The sequence below is a fragment of the Litoribacterium kuwaitense genome, assembly GCF_011058155.1.
Taxonomy (GTDB): domain Bacteria; phylum Bacillota; class Bacilli; order Bacillales; family DSM-28697; genus Litoribacterium; species Litoribacterium kuwaitense.
Genome location: NZ_JAALFC010000034.1, coordinates 1 through 15,345 on the forward strand (window position 1 = coordinate 1; position 15,345 = coordinate 15,345).

The 15,345-nt window shown below is 43.0% G+C and carries 14 protein-coding genes and 1 pseudogene; 2 read left to right on the top strand and 13 right to left on the bottom strand.

Annotated elements, in window-relative coordinates; all coding sequences use genetic code 11:
• Nucleotides 1–145, bottom strand: a 145-nt coding sequence (locus tag G4V62_RS14645; RefSeq protein WP_212508800.1) for a transposase, incomplete at its 3' end; no start/stop codon positions are given.
• A gap of 229 nt (nt 146–374) precedes the next feature.
• On the opposite strand from G4V62_RS14645, the gene G4V62_RS14650 reads away from it, so the two are divergent.
• Nucleotides 375–1,211, top strand: coding sequence for a PRC-barrel domain-containing protein (locus G4V62_RS14650; protein WP_165203463.1), 837 nt, complete (start codon nt 375–377; stop codon nt 1,209–1,211).
• 60 nt (nt 1,212–1,271) lie between these two features.
• On the opposite strand, the gene G4V62_RS14655 is transcribed toward G4V62_RS14650, so the two are convergent.
• The 5 genes from G4V62_RS14655 to G4V62_RS14675 all read right to left on the bottom strand — a co-directional run bounded on the left by G4V62_RS14655 (nt 1,272) and on the right by G4V62_RS14675 (nt 5,793).
• Complete coding sequence (locus G4V62_RS14655) at nt 1,272–1,595, bottom strand: hypothetical protein (protein WP_165203465.1); 324 nt, start codon at nt 1,593–1,595, stop codon at nt 1,272–1,274.
• 216 nt (nt 1,596–1,811) lie between these two features.
• Nucleotides 1,812–2,444, bottom strand: a complete 633-nt coding sequence (locus G4V62_RS14660) for an S-layer homology domain-containing protein (protein WP_165203467.1) — start codon at nt 2,442–2,444, stop codon at nt 1,812–1,814.
• Nucleotides 2,445–2,781: 337 nt separating this feature from the next.
• A complete protein-coding gene (locus G4V62_RS14665) occupies nt 2,782–3,984 on the bottom strand; it encodes an aminotransferase-like domain-containing protein (protein ID WP_165203469.1) in 1,203 nt (400 codons plus the stop codon).
• A gap of 214 nt (nt 3,985–4,198) precedes the next feature.
• Complete coding sequence (locus tag G4V62_RS14670) at nt 4,199–4,930, bottom strand: hypothetical protein (protein WP_165203471.1); 732 nt, start codon at nt 4,928–4,930, stop codon at nt 4,199–4,201.
• Nucleotides 4,931–5,034: 104 nt separating this feature from the next.
• Complete coding sequence (locus G4V62_RS14675) at nt 5,035–5,793, bottom strand: copper amine oxidase N-terminal domain-containing protein (protein WP_165203473.1); 759 nt, start codon at nt 5,791–5,793, stop codon at nt 5,035–5,037.
• 362 nt (nt 5,794–6,155) lie between these two features.
• On the opposite strand from G4V62_RS14675, the gene G4V62_RS14680 reads away from it, so the two are divergent.
• Nucleotides 6,156–6,932, top strand: coding sequence for an SDR family oxidoreductase (locus tag G4V62_RS14680; RefSeq protein WP_165203475.1), 777 nt, complete (start codon nt 6,156–6,158; stop codon nt 6,930–6,932).
• Nucleotides 6,933–7,043: 111 nt separating this feature from the next.
• On the opposite strand, the gene G4V62_RS14685 is transcribed toward G4V62_RS14680, so the two are convergent.
• The 7 genes and pseudogenes from G4V62_RS14685 to xylA form a co-directional block, all read right to left on the bottom strand.
• On the bottom strand, nt 7,044–7,655 hold the full coding sequence (locus G4V62_RS14685; protein ID WP_165203477.1) for a class I SAM-dependent methyltransferase: 612 nt from the start codon (nt 7,653–7,655) through the stop codon (nt 7,044–7,046).
• A gap of 40 nt (nt 7,656–7,695) precedes the next feature.
• Nucleotides 7,696–8,668: pseudogene (locus G4V62_RS14690) on the bottom strand (IS1595 family transposase).
• A 139-nt stretch (nt 8,669–8,807) separates the two neighbouring features.
• Nucleotides 8,808–9,965, bottom strand: a complete 1,158-nt coding sequence (locus G4V62_RS14695) for a DUF2264 domain-containing protein (RefSeq protein ID WP_246218459.1) — start codon at nt 9,963–9,965, stop codon at nt 8,808–8,810.
• A 79-nt stretch (nt 9,966–10,044) separates the two neighbouring features.
• On the bottom strand, nt 10,045–11,163 hold the full coding sequence (locus G4V62_RS14700; protein WP_165203479.1) for a Gfo/Idh/MocA family protein: 1,119 nt from the start codon (nt 11,161–11,163) through the stop codon (nt 10,045–10,047).
• A gap of 19 nt (nt 11,164–11,182) precedes the next feature.
• Complete coding sequence (locus G4V62_RS14705) at nt 11,183–12,289, bottom strand: Gfo/Idh/MocA family protein (protein ID WP_165203533.1); 1,107 nt, start codon at nt 12,287–12,289, stop codon at nt 11,183–11,185.
• Between the two features lie 63 nt (nt 12,290–12,352).
• Nucleotides 12,353–13,846, bottom strand: coding sequence for a xylulokinase (gene xylB / locus G4V62_RS14710; RefSeq protein ID WP_165203481.1), 1,494 nt, complete (start codon nt 13,844–13,846; stop codon nt 12,353–12,355).
• Between the two features lie 24 nt (nt 13,847–13,870).
• On the bottom strand, nt 13,871–15,184 hold the full coding sequence (xylA, locus tag G4V62_RS14715; RefSeq protein ID WP_165203483.1) for a xylose isomerase: 1,314 nt from the start codon (nt 15,182–15,184) through the stop codon (nt 13,871–13,873).
• Nucleotides 15,185–15,345 lie beyond the last annotated feature (161 nt).

Below are 15,345 nucleotides of genomic sequence, written 5' to 3' on the forward strand. Positions count from 1 at the left end.
TATTGTATTTCTTGCCTAACTTTACAAACATGCCTTTTGCATAGTCAGACATGTCGTCGTCAAAGACTTTTCTACGGTATTTAACAACGAATACAAGGTGGTAGTACATCAGAAATACTGAATGATTATTACTATCTAATTCCATCCAAATATCACCCTTTCTTTTGTATAAGACTGATGATATCATAGCACAAAAAAGAAACAACTTTTGGGCTGACGCCTAACCGACATTCATCTCCCACTTACTCATTGGAAAGTCCTACACATTCCTTGAAGTGGGAGTCTTCTGTCAGAAAACGATAAAGTTTACAATGTGAGTTGATTGGGAACAAAAAGAACAAGTGTTTAAAAAAACGCTAATGGAGGTTCTTGACATGTTATACAAAGGAAAAGAGCTTGAATCTTACAAACTTGGTGCAACGGATGGTGATATCGGAAAGATCGAAGACTTTTACTTCGATGAAAGCCAGTTTGTTGTTCGTTATATCGTTGCCGATACAAGAACGTGGTTTTTTGGCGGTGAGGTTCTTTTAAGCCCTGAAGCATTCCAAAAAGTGGATCCCTCAGATAGGATCGTTCATGTTAATTTGACGAAAGATCAAATTAAGGATAGTCCAAAACCAAACCAAGAACAGCCGATCAACAGACAGTTTGAGAAAGATTTAAGTGATTTTCATGGATGGCGATATTATTGGCTGAGCGCTGGAGGGGCAGGTGCTGGATATAATACGCCAGGCACAGGCGCTCCTGGACCAGTCGTCCCCGTTGCCCCGGTCCCGGAAGAAGCAGGAAGTCATTCGCAACGCAACCTTGATGAAACTGTCGATGAAACACATGAAGGGTATGAAGAAAAAGAGCTTGAAGAGCATCTTCAACATGAAAATAGTCAGCTGCAAAGTATGGATGACTTAAAAGGATACGAAGTGCATGTGAAAGAAGGATACGTCGGGAAGATCGATGACATGATTTTAGAAGATGGTACATGGAAAATCCGCTACCTCGTCGTCGACGTCGGAATAGGGATTGATACGAAGCTCGTGTTAATCTCTCCTGATTGGGTGAAAGAAATTAGCTGGATCGACCAAACGATCACTGCACCCCTTGAGCATGACTTAGTTGAACATGCGCCGGTATTTGAAGAAGACCAGCCGCTCACGAGAGAATATGAAGAAAAGCTCTATGATTACTATAACCAACAGCGATATTGGTAAGAAACATGCCCCCCTCTCTTTGGAAGAGGGGGGTAGTCGGTTGTATAGCTGTCTACGTACTTAGAAGAAAACTTGAATCGTATTCAAAACAATTCCTAGCACAAAGATAACTATATACATCCAGATAAATACTTGCGACAAAATGAAACCTGCGCGTGCAAATAAATCTTTCTTATATCTCTTTCCAATGAACCAGGCCAACAGGAAAAGTAGTACACCAGCATATGCATAATAATTTGAGAGACCGATAGGCTTTAACAGATACTCCCCTAAAATCACACCTCGATTAAACGAAAGATGATTAAACAAAGCAGCAAAAACGACGATGACTAATGAAATACTGCCTAACCCAAAAGACTTCTTCTCTAAAGCTATCAATTTCACACCCATCACCCCAAAACTTCATTGATCACCTGATCATCAAACTACTTAACAACTGTCCATTATATGGGTTATATTCCATAAATATTCGACAATTCCCTTTAATTCCCTTACACTTTATCTTCAGAGGATGACATCGTTTAGCGTGCCCTATATGCCTTTAGCACGACGATTCTCTTTCTTAGATCGATCCATGTTAAAAGTAAGCATAAAAAACCTTCATACCCCCGCATTACGGTTGGTAGAAGGCTTCTGCTTTAAGCGGTCAAGCACGACAGCGACTTCGGCACGTGTGACTGACTTATTGGGATGGAACGTTTGATCTGAGTATCCTGTTAGGTAACCGGATAAGCTCACCTTGTTTATCGCTTCAACTGCCCAAAACCCTGAAGGAACGTCTGAATAAACGATGGTTTCATCACCTTCATTTTCAGGGATAAGGCGGCTCACCATTTGTGCCAATTCTGCTCGCGTCATTTCCCGATTCGGCCTAAATTTGTCAGCAGTTGCTCCTTTCATTAATCCTACACTTGAACTGTATTGTATCGCATCAAATGCCCAATGAAACGTAGGAACGTCCGTATAAGCTAAGGCAGATTGCTGTTTAGGAAGCTGTTCAAATGCCCGAGACATAATTGTCGCCATCTCTGCACGTGTCACCTTCCTATTGACACCAAAGCTTCCATCGACGTATCCCTTCATCCAGCCTTGTTCAATGACGTCATTTAATTCATCCTCAGCCCAATGCCCATTGACATCTGTTAAGGGGGCCGCATCAACGCGCTGCATATGTATTACGATGAGTGCCAGGCAAACAAGCGCTGATAATCCCCATTGAATCCTTGGCTGCATTTCACTTTTCCCCTTTCGCACATGCGTATCCATTTCCAAATCGCAAAAACAAAGCTCTTACCAATGTAAATTCGACATCCGTTATGCATTTTCTGAGTATGTTATGAAGACTTTTTAGTGTCATCACCAAAATGACATGGCTTTTTAACGTCGTAAAAGAGCCCTGATGTCACACGGCTCTTTTACGAACATCGATTTCATTGTCAAGGAAAGGCGCTGCATTTGCAATATGTCTCTGTACATAAAGTTTGCTCCTCCTCAGGCACCATAGATAAAGCAAGAACTCTTTCTCTATCTATTCCCTTTTGAGAGGAGCTTTTAAACCTCATCAGTGCATTCACGAAGGAAATACGGTTTCTCTCGTTTCATTAATGACTGCCACTAATCGACGCATCCCTTCCTCGATCAGTTCAGGCTTTGCATGTGTAAAGTTCAGGCGCAGTGTGCTTTCGTTTGCATTGGATACATAAAACGGAGATCCAGGCACAAAAGCCACTCCTTTTTCAACTGCTTGCGGTAACAACGCTGCAGTATTTACATGAGAAGGCATGCGTACCCAGAAAAACATACCACCTCGTGGCTCAACGTAGTCTAGCCCTTCCAATTGAATGCTGTCTAATAAATCTTTCATAACGAGCATCCGTTCCTTATACGCATGGCAAAGAGATTCAATGTGTCCGTCTAAATCAAAGTCGTTCATTAAGTTGACCATAGCTACTTGCGAAAGGGTGTTTGTGTGTAAATCCGTTGCCTGCTTCGCCTGTGCCATCATACGGATCATTTGAAACGGACCGACAATCCAGCCGATACGCAACGCGGGTGCTACTGTTTTTGAAAAAGTGCTCGTATATAGCACATATTTATTTTCATCATCAAGCGCGGCAATTGGCGTATAGCTGCCTTGCCCTTCAAATTGAATGTCGCCATATGGGTCATCTTCAAAAATAACGACTTGATGCTTTTTAGCGATGTTTAACAGTGATTTTCTCCGCTCTAACGACCACATTTTTCCTTCTGGATTTGAAAAGGTCGGTACAACGTATACACATTTAGGCTTTAATCGTTTCACTTTATCCTCAAGATCTTCCAAGTCCATGCCATCGTCATCAGAGACGACTGGTACAACACGAACCTCATACGATTCAAACACTTGTAGAGCGGCTAAGTACGTAGGATTTTCAGTAAGTACAATATCTCCTGGATTAAACATCACTCTTGCAAAAAGGTCAATGGCCTGCTGTGAACCTGAAGTCACTAAGACATGATCACTCGAACGCTGAATGCCTTTAAGCTTCATGCGGTTAGCTAAACATTCGCGTAAAGGTCGATGTCCTTCAGTTTCTCCATATTGCAACGCTTTATTATCACCTGCGGTCAAAGCTTTGTGAAACGCATTTCTCATCGCCTCCACAGGAAACATGTCTTCATCTGGCAAACCTCCTGCAAACGAGATGACCTCTCCCTTATTAACGACCTTCAAGATATCCCTTACCGCAGAAGATTGCATATAACGCACACGTTGCGCAAATCCGTATTTCACTTCAAACACCAGCTTTCTGTATGATAGAACTTTTTCTAGTCTTATTATCCGTCGAAAATTCTGACAATATACACGTAAAAAAGGCTGCTTGTCGTCAACACATCCTTCTTTCATGTAGAGCATTAAAGGTCGAGCGAATAAAAAACCATGTGAATTGTGTCCCTTTATTGTAACACAATTCATCATGGTCGTGTGTATAGATTTATCGATTGTCTTATTTATCCATTGTTTCAACACTAATGGCTAGCGGCGTACTTGATCCACCGGCATGCATGAGGTCAAATTCCAGCACGGTCTCTCCTTGAGAAACGGTTTGTCGATAAATTAAAATGGACTCTTTCATCGGGTTCGTCAACGGAATGACGAAAGTACCTGCTCTTGTCTTTAACACACCTGAATAATTTCCTCCACGTGGATTCAACTGTACTTCGACGACCTCTGTGCCTGGCGTCGTTTTCTTTACAGGAATACGAACACGATATACAGCACCAAAATGTCCAATATTCGCTTGCGTCAGCTCAGGAATTGTACTGTCTTCTTTAGACATGAGGTTATCTGTGACACCGTTTGAGATCATATATGACTTCGTAGGCGCTCCAACCCGATATTCTGGAAATGTCGATTGAATCGTACTTCCCGGCCATGTGCCACGAGGATGGCGACGATAATCTAACGGAAGGATATCTCCTTTAATCTCCTCAAGACCATCAGACGATGATTTTGATACGACCGTTCGCAAACGGTAATTGAGTGGACCTTCACCTTTTTTGGCAACAGTTAAATCGTGGATGAAGCTGACGAGTTGATCTGGTCGAACGCGAAAGCTGTCAAGCACAAGCGTTTCTCCTGGTTTAACCACTTCATCTTCCGTCGGCTTGTTGACTAATTGGTCTGTCATTGCCTCTACCGTAAGAGGAATACCAACATCCTTCATTGGTTGGGACATACGGCCGATTTTTGTCGTTCCTCTTATTTCGTTAATGGATAAGCTGTTTTCTGTTGATAAGTTTTCAATGGTAATACCGATAAAAATATCTTCAGCAATTCGATTTAATGATAACCAAAAAAGCGATGGTCTTGTGTCCGCTGTGTTTCATCTGTGATCGTATCTTCCCATAGCACTCCTTCATCTTCTTTGACTGTCATATGAGAGATGACTTCTGGGTTATCACTGACAAACATACGTCGGTCATCAACGAACTCAGCATTTTCGGTATACACAGCTCTCCGAACAGGCGCTTCTAGCTTCGGGAGCACAGGAAGCCCGTGCAGCCTTGTAAATTCATGGTCGGGAGGCTCTTCAGCTGTTGGCTGTTCATCTAATTTTGTATCGAGTGTAATACGGTAATTTTCTTTTTCCCATGAGATTGTAAAATCGAACACTTCTGCTGCTTGACGTAACGAAACAAACGTATGTCCCTCATAAATAACAGCTGGTGTATCAATCCGTTCTTGAACTCCATCATAATAGGCTTCGTATTCACCTGGTTCAATTTTCATTTCATGCTCTTGATTTTGAATTGTCACTTCATAAGCTTCCTGATCCCACGACACTCTCCAGCCGAAGAGCTCTGACATTGCGCGGAGTGGCAACATTGTTCGCCCATTTAAGTTGTAAACCTCGTATTCTAAAACAGCCTCATTTCCATCAATTTCAAGTTCAAGAAAAACAGGCTTCATTTTTTCTTTTAATTCTGTCTGTGTCCACGGCTGCGCACGGTTATGTTCATCATCTACAGCTGCAGCCGCAGGAACCGATAATGTCAAGCCTAGACCAAGGGCTAATATAGCCGAAAAAACTTTTCTCATCTCCGTTTTCTCCTTCTCCTCACAAAATAAGGGGACGCTGTTCATTTTTCTATCTTCCCCTAACGAAATACCTTCTACCCCTATGTAGCTTAACCAACTGGCCCGTGTGGAGACGCCAATCTCCTCAAATAGCCAAAGCAAAAAACGCCTGAGTAGACGCGCGTTGCCCTCCTTTCAACCTTGCGGATCATTTGCGCACAGCTTTCGAGTCATTCAAATCAATGTGCTCTACTCTATATATTCGATCACAATATATATTTTCTTTCCGATCTTTGCCTAATTAAGAAAATTATTGAGAATTCATGAAGTGAGCATGTACAATCATATCAAAGAATACATTGCTTTTAAAAGGAGGACGCTTTATGAAACGCCGTGTTGCGATCATTACAGGGGGAGCTTCAGGAATCGGGAAGGCAACTTCTCTTAAATTAAGTAGTGAAGGATATGACCTTGCGCTTTTTGACGCGGACAACGAGAGGCTTACCGAGACGTTGCAGGAACTAACGCATCATCACACCCAACATATCGGGTGTTGTATTGATGTATCATCCGACGTCGAAGTTCAACGCGCTGTAAATGAGGTTGCCGAGCATTTTGGTCACATCGATGCTGTATTTGCGAATGCAGGCGTGAACGGTACTTTTGCACCAATAGAAAACCTGACTGCTGCTGATTGGAACCATACGATGCAGACCAATCATAAGAGCGCTTTCTTAATAACAAAATATACGATCCCTTACTTAAAAAAGACGCAAGGAGCGATTGTGTATACGAGCTCAGTCAATGGAACGCGTAATTTTAATAATGTCGGTGCTTCAATTTACAGCAGTTCTAAAGCTGCACAAGTCGCATTTATGAAAATGGCTGCTTTAGAGCTTGGTAGCTATGGCATTCGTGTCAATGCTGTCTGTCCGGGAGCTATTCAAACGAACATTCATGAGCGAACCGATCATAAGAGTGAGCAGTTAAAAAAGGTTACCGCCCCTGTTGAATTTCCAAATGGCCCTCACGTTCTCACAAACGGTGCCGCTCCCGCTGAAAAAGTAGCAGACGTCGTAAGCTTCCTTTTTTCCGAGCAATCTGCCCACATCTCGGGAACGGACATTTATGTCGATGGGGCAGATTCATTGTTATATTAGCTACTCTTCGATAAATAAAAAGGATCCAAAAACAGGTCTTTTTTCGCTAATCTGCTTCATCTAGTGTCTTCTTTAGTTGTTGAAGATTGTTCAACAATCGCACCCGTTTGCTTACTTAGATGTTTCAATATGTTTCCCTTTTTTAATGGCAAGTAGGTGAAATTCTGCGTTAGCCTCACTGTACTCAGTATAAACATCAGTTAATGTTTCCCATTCGTATGGAGACTCATTAATAATCTTTTTAAAAGTCTTTTCACGTGCATATCCTTTTAAAATACAGTTTACGAAAACTCCACCTTCTTTGAGTTCGGTTAGTATTTTGTTTACAAACTCGGTCTCTCTTTGTAAATCATTTTTATAAAAATGTAACATTGAATCTAATAATACAATATCAATGTCCTTGGATATCGGAAAGTCATATACGTTATCTACTATGCCTTCAACATCTATATTTCTTTTTTTAGCTTCCTCATTAAGTTGGCCTATCCCTATTGAAGAATGGTCAATTCCAATAACTTTATATCCTAATTCTCCAATGAACAATGAATCTCTTCCTTGCCCACATCCTAAGTCAAGAGCGATTCCTTTAGGTTGATAATTTGTGAAAAAATCAATGAGACCTGGATATGGATTTCCAAAATAATTAAGCTCTTGGTAATAATCATCGTATGCTACTTTTTCATTAAAACCTCCACAATAATAAATCCTATCTATTATTAACATAGTTCATCAATCTGACCCGTTTGTTGAATAACTGAAAGCACTAATATTGATACGTTCTTAATGACCGATAAGTTTCATTAATTGATAATAAACAACTTTCCACTATCATGTTGCTTATATAGCCATTATCACTTCTATGCTTCACGACATCTAGGAATTGAAACCAATTCAAATAATGGTCGAGGTATTTTGTCGCCACGCCATTAAATCGTTGTATCCAGCCTTTTAACCGACTGTGGTAGTTATTCACGTTTTTAATATGGTAAATGCCCCTTACCCGCTCGACTGCATCTGATTTGAAGCGATAATGCTCGACGATACTTTGTCGGTGGAAAAAGCTCTCCAAGCATTGGTGCATGGCGTGTTGTCTGGCGTTATATTTGAACCTATTGTTTCGTCTAAGTTAGACTTAATAAGTCGCCCTCGTCCAAGAACACCTGAATAGGTCACTTTCTGTCGGTCTCTTGCAATAAGGACACAAACTTGTTCACGGACTTATGCATCGAAACTGTGAGGAACCACCACGCTTTCTTGGTTTACGTTCTTTGATATTTCGCTTGCTTTCGGAGTAAAGGAAATATGTTTCATCCATTTCTACAATACCTGAGAAGATATTAAAGTCCATCTGTTTTAGAGTAGCCAATAATTTATGCCTCCAATAGAACAAAGTAACAAAATGAACTCCTCCGATAAGTTCTGCCGATTTACGAAAGGAGCGACCTTCCAACATACATTTAATGAATTTTATCCATTTATCAGGCTTATGGGTACGATAAAGTGGAGTATTTGTGACAACCGTAAATGTTTTCTTATAGTCTTTACAACGGTAACGTTGCCGTTCAACTTCTTTTTTCACCACTATAACCATCTTTATTTTTACGTTCATTTACTTCTTAGAAAACTGGTTCACTCGCTGAAAATGACGTAAGGAAAGTAGTAAAGAATTCCTTTAAACGATGCTGTTCAACAGGTTTCAATTTTTGGATTTCCTTTATTATTTCACTTAACTTCATTTGGGAGCACTCCAAACAAATATTCTCATCCTAATTATAGAACGTTTGCTCCCTTTAAGCAAATATCAACAGAGTTATTTAACATAGCCAAAATTAAAGAAGAGAAAACACCTCATTTTGCTTTTTGCGGTAGCAAAAATCATAATCCTTTAAAAGGGGTGCCCCTTTTTGCCATATCAGCAGGTACATTTTTTCCTCCCCAAACTTGCACAGCTGTCCACGGCTTCGCCTCTTCAGACCAGAAGGGGTGCGATGCCTTTAAGCCAAGCGGTACAAACCCCAATGCTGCGAGGTAAGTACTGCCGGTAGATATGTAACTCTCTGCCAACAGAGGCTGATGACCAGCAAATCCTAAAGTTAGCCAGCCGTTTTCGTCAAAGGTTCCTAGCCTGTACATTTGCCTTTTTAACACTTCTGTCAATGCGGCCCGAACTTGACCATTTGCGACGCATTCTGGTAGACATTCCTCATAAGCAGCCATTCCTAACGCATGCAGACAACCAAATCGATAGGCTAATGAACGGCCAACCGCGGGATAGGTTCCTTCTGGTGAAATTAATCGTTCTTGGATTGCAGCATATCTTGACAGCCTTGAAGGAATCTCTTCTTTCATCTGCCGCCAAGCGTCATCTATCAACGGCACATTTTGCGTAATGTCATACAGCATCGGCAAGATGACGAAGCTATTATAGTAGTCCATGTGAAATTCGGGACCATCTTGATAGTGCCCATCACCTGCATACCATTGTTCATGCTGTCGCAACGCATAATCGACTCTCATCGGATCCCAGTCTTCGCCAAGAATATATAAGGCTGCCTCAGTCGTAGCCGAAAATAATAACCAGTTATTTGGATGAGGTTTTCGGCTTCTGGATGCCTTTAGAGCATGGACAAGCTGATTTTTCACCGTTGTAGATAAAGTTACATATAATGCTGGACAACGGAGAATACTTTGCGATAAAAAGCCAGTATCAACAATCGGTTGCTGCCCTACAGAAAAATTTGCGTAATCTGGGGAGACCGGATCCGTTATGACATCAATTGCTTCCTGGGCAAGCGTCCATAATTGTCGCCTTACTACTTCCTCTGCTTCATCCTCTTGTTCTGTCGCCAACCACGGCGCCATCCCTGCCATTAAACGACCAAAGGTTTCAAGAATGAGGTAATCCTCTCTTCCCGTTCCTCGTTGTTCACACGGCATCGATTTTGCAAGCTCGCGTTTTGCTAACGCTTCCAAAGGTGGTGTAGCCAATTTTTCTAACATTTGCAGCCAAATGGCTCTTTCGGACATCGTCATTTTTCACCCTTTTCATCGTCTTCGTCCTTAGCAAAAACGCACACCCCCTCAAGAAACAAAGGGGTGCGCAAACGTTTAATTACTCATTGGATAACTTTTCACGTAGATTTTCAAACTGCAACGCTGGAGGGAAGGCTGCCGGGCGCTCAACCGTACTTTGTAAAGTCACATGCTGTCCACTGTCGCTCGCTTCACCAAAGCTATGCATTAAGTCTAGGACATGATACGCAAGGTCACCATTGGCACGATGCGCTCGATCGTGCAGGATGGCGAATGCCATATCAGCTAAACCGATGCCTCGAGAGTTTTCCGCAAAACCGTGAGTTAATGGGACTTCAGCCCAATCCTTGCTCCCAACACGCTTAATCTTGACAGGACCGCCAAATGTGTTTGGATCAGGTAAAATAAGGGTGCCTTCAGTTCCATACACTTCTATACGTGGCAATGTTGAATCACCTGCGATATCAAAACTCGTCAGCAGAGAACCAACAAGGCCAGCTTCGAATTCCAACAAACCGTAAATGGATGTTGGTGTTTCGACTGTGATTTTTTCACCTGCACGCGGTTGACTTGTAATGAGGCGCTCTTCATGCGCTTTCGTCGTCATACCAGTCACGCGTTTGACAGGACCGAATAAATTCACATAAGTCGTTAAGTAATATGGACCCATATCAAATAATGGACCTGCGCCGTGCTTATACAAGAAATCCGGCTGAGGGTGCCAGCTTTCTGGGCCACCTGACATCATAAATGCTGTCGCGCCAATTGGACGTCCAATCCAGCCATCATCAATAAGCTTTCGGCTTGTCTGCAGCCCGCCTCCCAGAAACGTATCTGGTGCACTGCCGACTTTCAAGCCCGTTTCTTTCGCCTTGTCTAAAATCTTCCTTCCGTCCTCACGGGTCACTGCCAACGGCTTCTCACCATAGACGTGCTTTCCATTTTCTAAAGCAGCCAAAGCGACGTCGGCATGCGCCGCCGGTATCGTTAAATTCAAAATGAGATCGATTTCATTGTCCTTGACAATCTCCTCGACTGTGAGTGACCGTATCTCGTAAGTTTCAGCGACCGACTGTGCTTTCGCCATATCAAGATCTGCGCAGGCGACGATATCAAATCCAGCAAACTTTTTACTATTTTCAAGGTAAATCTTACTAATGACACCACAACCAACCACGCCAACTTTTACGTTTGTCATAAATCTACCTACCTTTATTTTAGGATTCGATGGATACCCAGCTTTTCTTCTCAGATGCTTCTGCTACAGCCTCAAGGACTTTTTGGTTTTGCACACCGTCTTTAAAGTTCGGTGTCGGATTTTTTCCGTTCGCAACACTTTCAATGAGGTCATGAATAAGGTTAATGAACGTATGCTCATAGCCAAGAATATGTCCAGATGGCCAGTATGCTCCGGCATAAGGGTGCTCAGCTTCTGTACAGTTAATCAAACGAAAGCCTTGTTGCCCAGGGGCATCGTCATCGAAGTAGACGTGAAGGTTATTGAGGTTTTCTAAATCCCATTTGATTGAGCCTTTCTCGCCATTAATTTCAAAGCGATTTCCATTTCGGTTTCCACCAGCAAAACGGCTCGCTTCAAAAACGCCCATTGCGCCATTGTCAAACTGCGCGATAAACGCCGACGCATCATCGACATCGACCGTCTCCATTTTGTCGGGTGACCCTTCTAGCGGACGCTCATGGACAAATGTCTTTAAGAGTCCAGCAACTTCGTTTATTTCACCAACGAGGAAGCGGGCTAAGTCAATACTATGAGCAGCGATATCGCCATGTGTCCCATATCCTGACATTTCCTTTTTCATCCGCCAAGCGATCGGTGCTTTCGGGTCAAGCAGCCAATCTTGTAAGTAAACTCCTCTGAAATGATGAATCTTGCCAAGTTTGCCCTCTGCGATGAGTTGTTTAGCATATTGGACAGCAGGAGCGAAGCGATAATTATGGCTGATCATATGAATCACGCCAGCTTCTTCAACTGCTTTGAGCATCGCTTGTGCTTCATTAACACTCATCGCAAGCGGTTTCTCACAAATGACATGCTTCCCAGCTTTTGCAGCGGCGATGGCGATCTCCGCATGCGATAAATTTGGTGTAACGATATCAACAACATCAATGTCATCACGTTCAATAAGTTTTCGCCAATCTGTTTCGTAAGACTCAAAGCCCAGCTTTTCTGCAGCATCTTTCACTTTATCTTCATTTCTACCGGCAATGGCTTTAAGCACTGGGGTTGCAGGCGTATCAAAATAATAAGAAACGTCACGATAGGCTTGTGTATGAGCTTTTCCCATAAAGCTGTAGCCTACCATACCAATGCGAATTTCTTTTTTCTTTGTCACTTCATTCACCTCTAATATTTGTTAAGCTCCATGTTAGTGACGGAAGGTTGTCAATTGTCGACTGATGCCTTCAGTATGTCGATAAACCTGTCTGTACAATTGATAGAGCTGTTCGTATGCCTCCACATTCGCTTTATTAGGATGAAATTCCTGCTTTCTTTTGACAAACTTTTTAACAATGCTGTCGAGATCTTGGTCCCATCCACAGCCAGCCGCCGCGATCATCGCTGCTCCGAATCCTGGACCTTCTTCGTGTTCGAGGGAAATGACCTTGACGTTAAAAATGTCTGCTTGCATTTGCAGCCAATGGCGATTTTTTGCACCGCCTCCGGTTGAAATAATAGTCGTGATCGTTTTGCCTGCTTGACGAAACAACGAAAGCGATTCATTTAGTGAAAATGTAATTCCTTCCATGACCGCTTTTGCCATATGCGTTCTCGTATGCTCCGCATCAAGCCCGATCCAGCTCGCCCGAATGGAGGCGTCAGAATAAGGGGTGCGCTCACCATTTAAATATGGTGTGAACAGAAGTCCTCCGCTGCCAGGCGGAAGGTCGTCAATCCCTGCGAGCAGCTCATCAAACGACTCGTTTGGAGCGAGAATGTCCTTCGCCCACTTCATGCTAAACCCTGCCGCAAGAGTGACGCCCATCGTGTAGTAAGCTCCTGGTTTCGCATGGTTAAAGAAGTGTACTCCACCGTCTATATTGACATCTTCTTCTTCATACGACAGCAGAACGCCGGACGTCCCAATGCTGCACAGTGTCTCTCCTTCAGCAATGATTCCCGTTCCAACCGCACCACAGGCATTATCCGCGCCACCGGCAAATACGCGAACCTCTCTAGTCAAGCCTACATTTTCAGCAATATCTTTTTTGAGTACTCCTACCTCAGCAGTTGAATGCACAATGTCTGGGCAGAGATGCTTTGGCAATTGAAAAGCATCAAGCATTTCTTCAGACCACTGCTCTTGCACCGGATTAAATAGCAACGTGCCGGCTGCATCAGAAGGCTCTGTATGAAGCATACCTGTTAAGTGGTAGCGTACGTAATCTTTTGGAAGCAAGAACAATTGGGCACGTTCAAAAAGCGCGCGCTCGTGCTTTCGCACCCACAAAAGTTTCGGCAAAGTGAAGCCTTCCAAAGCTGGGTTTTTCGTATATTTGTACAACTTTGCTCCAAGCGTTTCACGAATCTCTGCACATTCTTGGTGCGTACGGGTATCATTCCAAAGGATTGCCGGACGTAGTACTTCATAATTTTCGTCCAGTAACACAAGGCCGTGCATCTGCCCTGAGAAACTAATCCCCTCGATTTGATTCGCAATCTTTGGATCGTCAGCCACCAATTGTTTTAACGCAGACACCGTTGCGGCAACCCACGTATCCGGATGCTGTTCCCTTACGCCTCCTGGCGCAACCTCCATATCCAACGATACAGAGGATTCACAAACAAGCGTTCCGTTTTGATCAATCACAACCACTTTTACTGCACTTGTCCCTAAATCAATACCTGCCACATAACTCATGTATGCCTCTCCTTTTTTAAAAAATTATCGTACTGAATATATAACGTCTTGAATTTTTGCTTTTAATGACTCCTGTCGTCCTGATTGATTTTCGATCTCTCCGAGTGTCAACGCATAATCATGCAAAGACTCTAAAGTCGCTTTTCCGGCAACGATGTCTTTTCCAACGCCTGTAGAGAACGTCTCATATCGCTCCTCCAACACAGAATCAAGCACTCGCTGTTCGATTAACGCGTTTGCCGCCTTTAACCCCCAAGCAAACGTATCCATGCCAGCAACGTGCGCTGTGATTAAGTCTTCGGCATGATAAGATCCTCGTCGCACCTTAGCATCAAAATTCAAGCCGCCTTGTTTTAAACCTCCGTTTTTCAAAATTTCATACATAGCGAGTGTGACAGAGTATATGTCTGTCGGAAATTCATCGGTATCCCAACCGACTAGCGTATCCCCCTGATTTGCATCAACAGAACCAAGCATGCCTTGAATACGGGCGAGGCGCAGCTCGTGCTCAAACGTATGCCCTGCCAAAGTTGCATGATTGGCTTCAAGATTTAAACGAAAGCGGTCTTGTAAATGATACTGTCGTAAAAATGATACTGTCGTCGCGACATCTGTATCGTACTGGTGTGTTGTCGGCTCTTTCGGCTTTGGTTCGATCAGGAGCTGACCCGTAAAACCAATCTTTTCGGCATAATCTGCTGCCATATGTAAAAACTTGGCCAGATTATCCAGTTCAAGAGCAACATCTGTATTCAGTAACGTTTCATATCCTTCACGCCCGCCCCAAAATACGTAGTTTTCCCCATTCAATTCTTTTGCAATGTCGAGCCCGTGTTTCACTTGAGCAGCTGCCGTCGCAAAAACATCGGCATGATTCGTTGTTGCGGCTCCATGCACATAACGTGGATTTGTAAACATGTTCGCTGTATTCCAAAGCAATTTTTTTCCAGACGAGTTCATGTAACCTTTCATTTCATCGACGATCGTGTCCACATTCTTAAAAAACGTCGCGAGCGAATCACCTTCAGGCGCAATGTCAATATCGTGGAAACAGAAAAATGGAATGTTTAAAATCTCAAGTAATTCAAATGCTGCTTCAAGTCTGGCTTTCGCAAGATCGATACCTGTAAAATGATCCCAAGGGCGAAGCATATTGCCACGACCGAACGGGTCACTGCCATCAAACGTCAATGTGTGCCAATAAGCCATCGAAAACCGTAAATGCTCTTCCATCGTCTGATGACCGATTTTTTGTTCCGGTTGATAATGTCTAAACGCCATCGGATTGTTTGAACCCGGTCCCTCATAGCCTATCTTTGCGTGTTTAAAATATGCCATTTCTTCATTCCTCCAATGTTTGATTATCATTAATCTATCAGTTTTTTGCTAGATGCTCGCATAATTCGCCCTGCGCCTTGGTCATCCGTTAAGAACGTATTGTTTTCTAGCAGTTTCCATTTACCTTTATAGGGTAGTACTAGATCTAGCTGTGAAAAATC

Bases quoted from the DNA above. Each gene is read 5' to 3' on its own strand.
- G4V62_RS14700 (WP_165203479.1), bottom strand. From the start codon at position 11,163: ATGACAAACGTAAAAGTTGGCGTGGTTGGTTGTGGTGTCATTAGTAAG.
- G4V62_RS14680 (WP_165203475.1), top strand. From the start codon at position 6,156: ATGAAACGCCGTGTTGCGATCATTACAGGGGGAGCTTCAGGAATCGGG.
- G4V62_RS14660 (WP_165203467.1), bottom strand. From the start codon at position 2,444: ATGCAGCCAAGGATTCAATGGGGATTATCAGCGCTTGTTTGCCTGGCA.
- xylA (WP_165203483.1), bottom strand. From the start codon at position 15,184: ATGGCATATTTTAAACACGCAAAGATAGGCTATGAGGGACCGGGTTCA.
- xylB (WP_165203481.1), bottom strand. From the start codon at position 13,846: ATGAGTTATGTGGCAGGTATTGATTTAGGGACAAGTGCAGTAAAAGTG.
- G4V62_RS14675 (WP_165203473.1), bottom strand. From the start codon at position 5,793: ATGAGAAAAGTTTTTTCGGCTATATTAGCCCTTGGTCTAGGCTTGACA.
- G4V62_RS14670 (WP_165203471.1), bottom strand. From the start codon at position 4,930: ATGTCCCAACCAATGAAGGATGTTGGTATTCCTCTTACGGTAGAGGCA.
- G4V62_RS14705 (WP_165203533.1), bottom strand. From the start codon at position 12,289: ATGGTAGGCTACAGCTTTATGGGAAAAGCTCATACACAAGCCTATCGT.
- G4V62_RS14695 (WP_246218459.1), bottom strand. From the start codon at position 9,965: ATGACGATGTCCGAAAGAGCCATTTGGCTGCAAATGTTAGAAAAATTG.
- G4V62_RS14650 (WP_165203463.1), top strand. From the start codon at position 375: ATGTTATACAAAGGAAAAGAGCTTGAATCTTACAAACTTGGTGCAACG.
- G4V62_RS14685 (WP_165203477.1), bottom strand. From the start codon at position 7,655: ATGTTAATAATAGATAGGATTTATTATTGTGGAGGTTTTAATGAAAAA.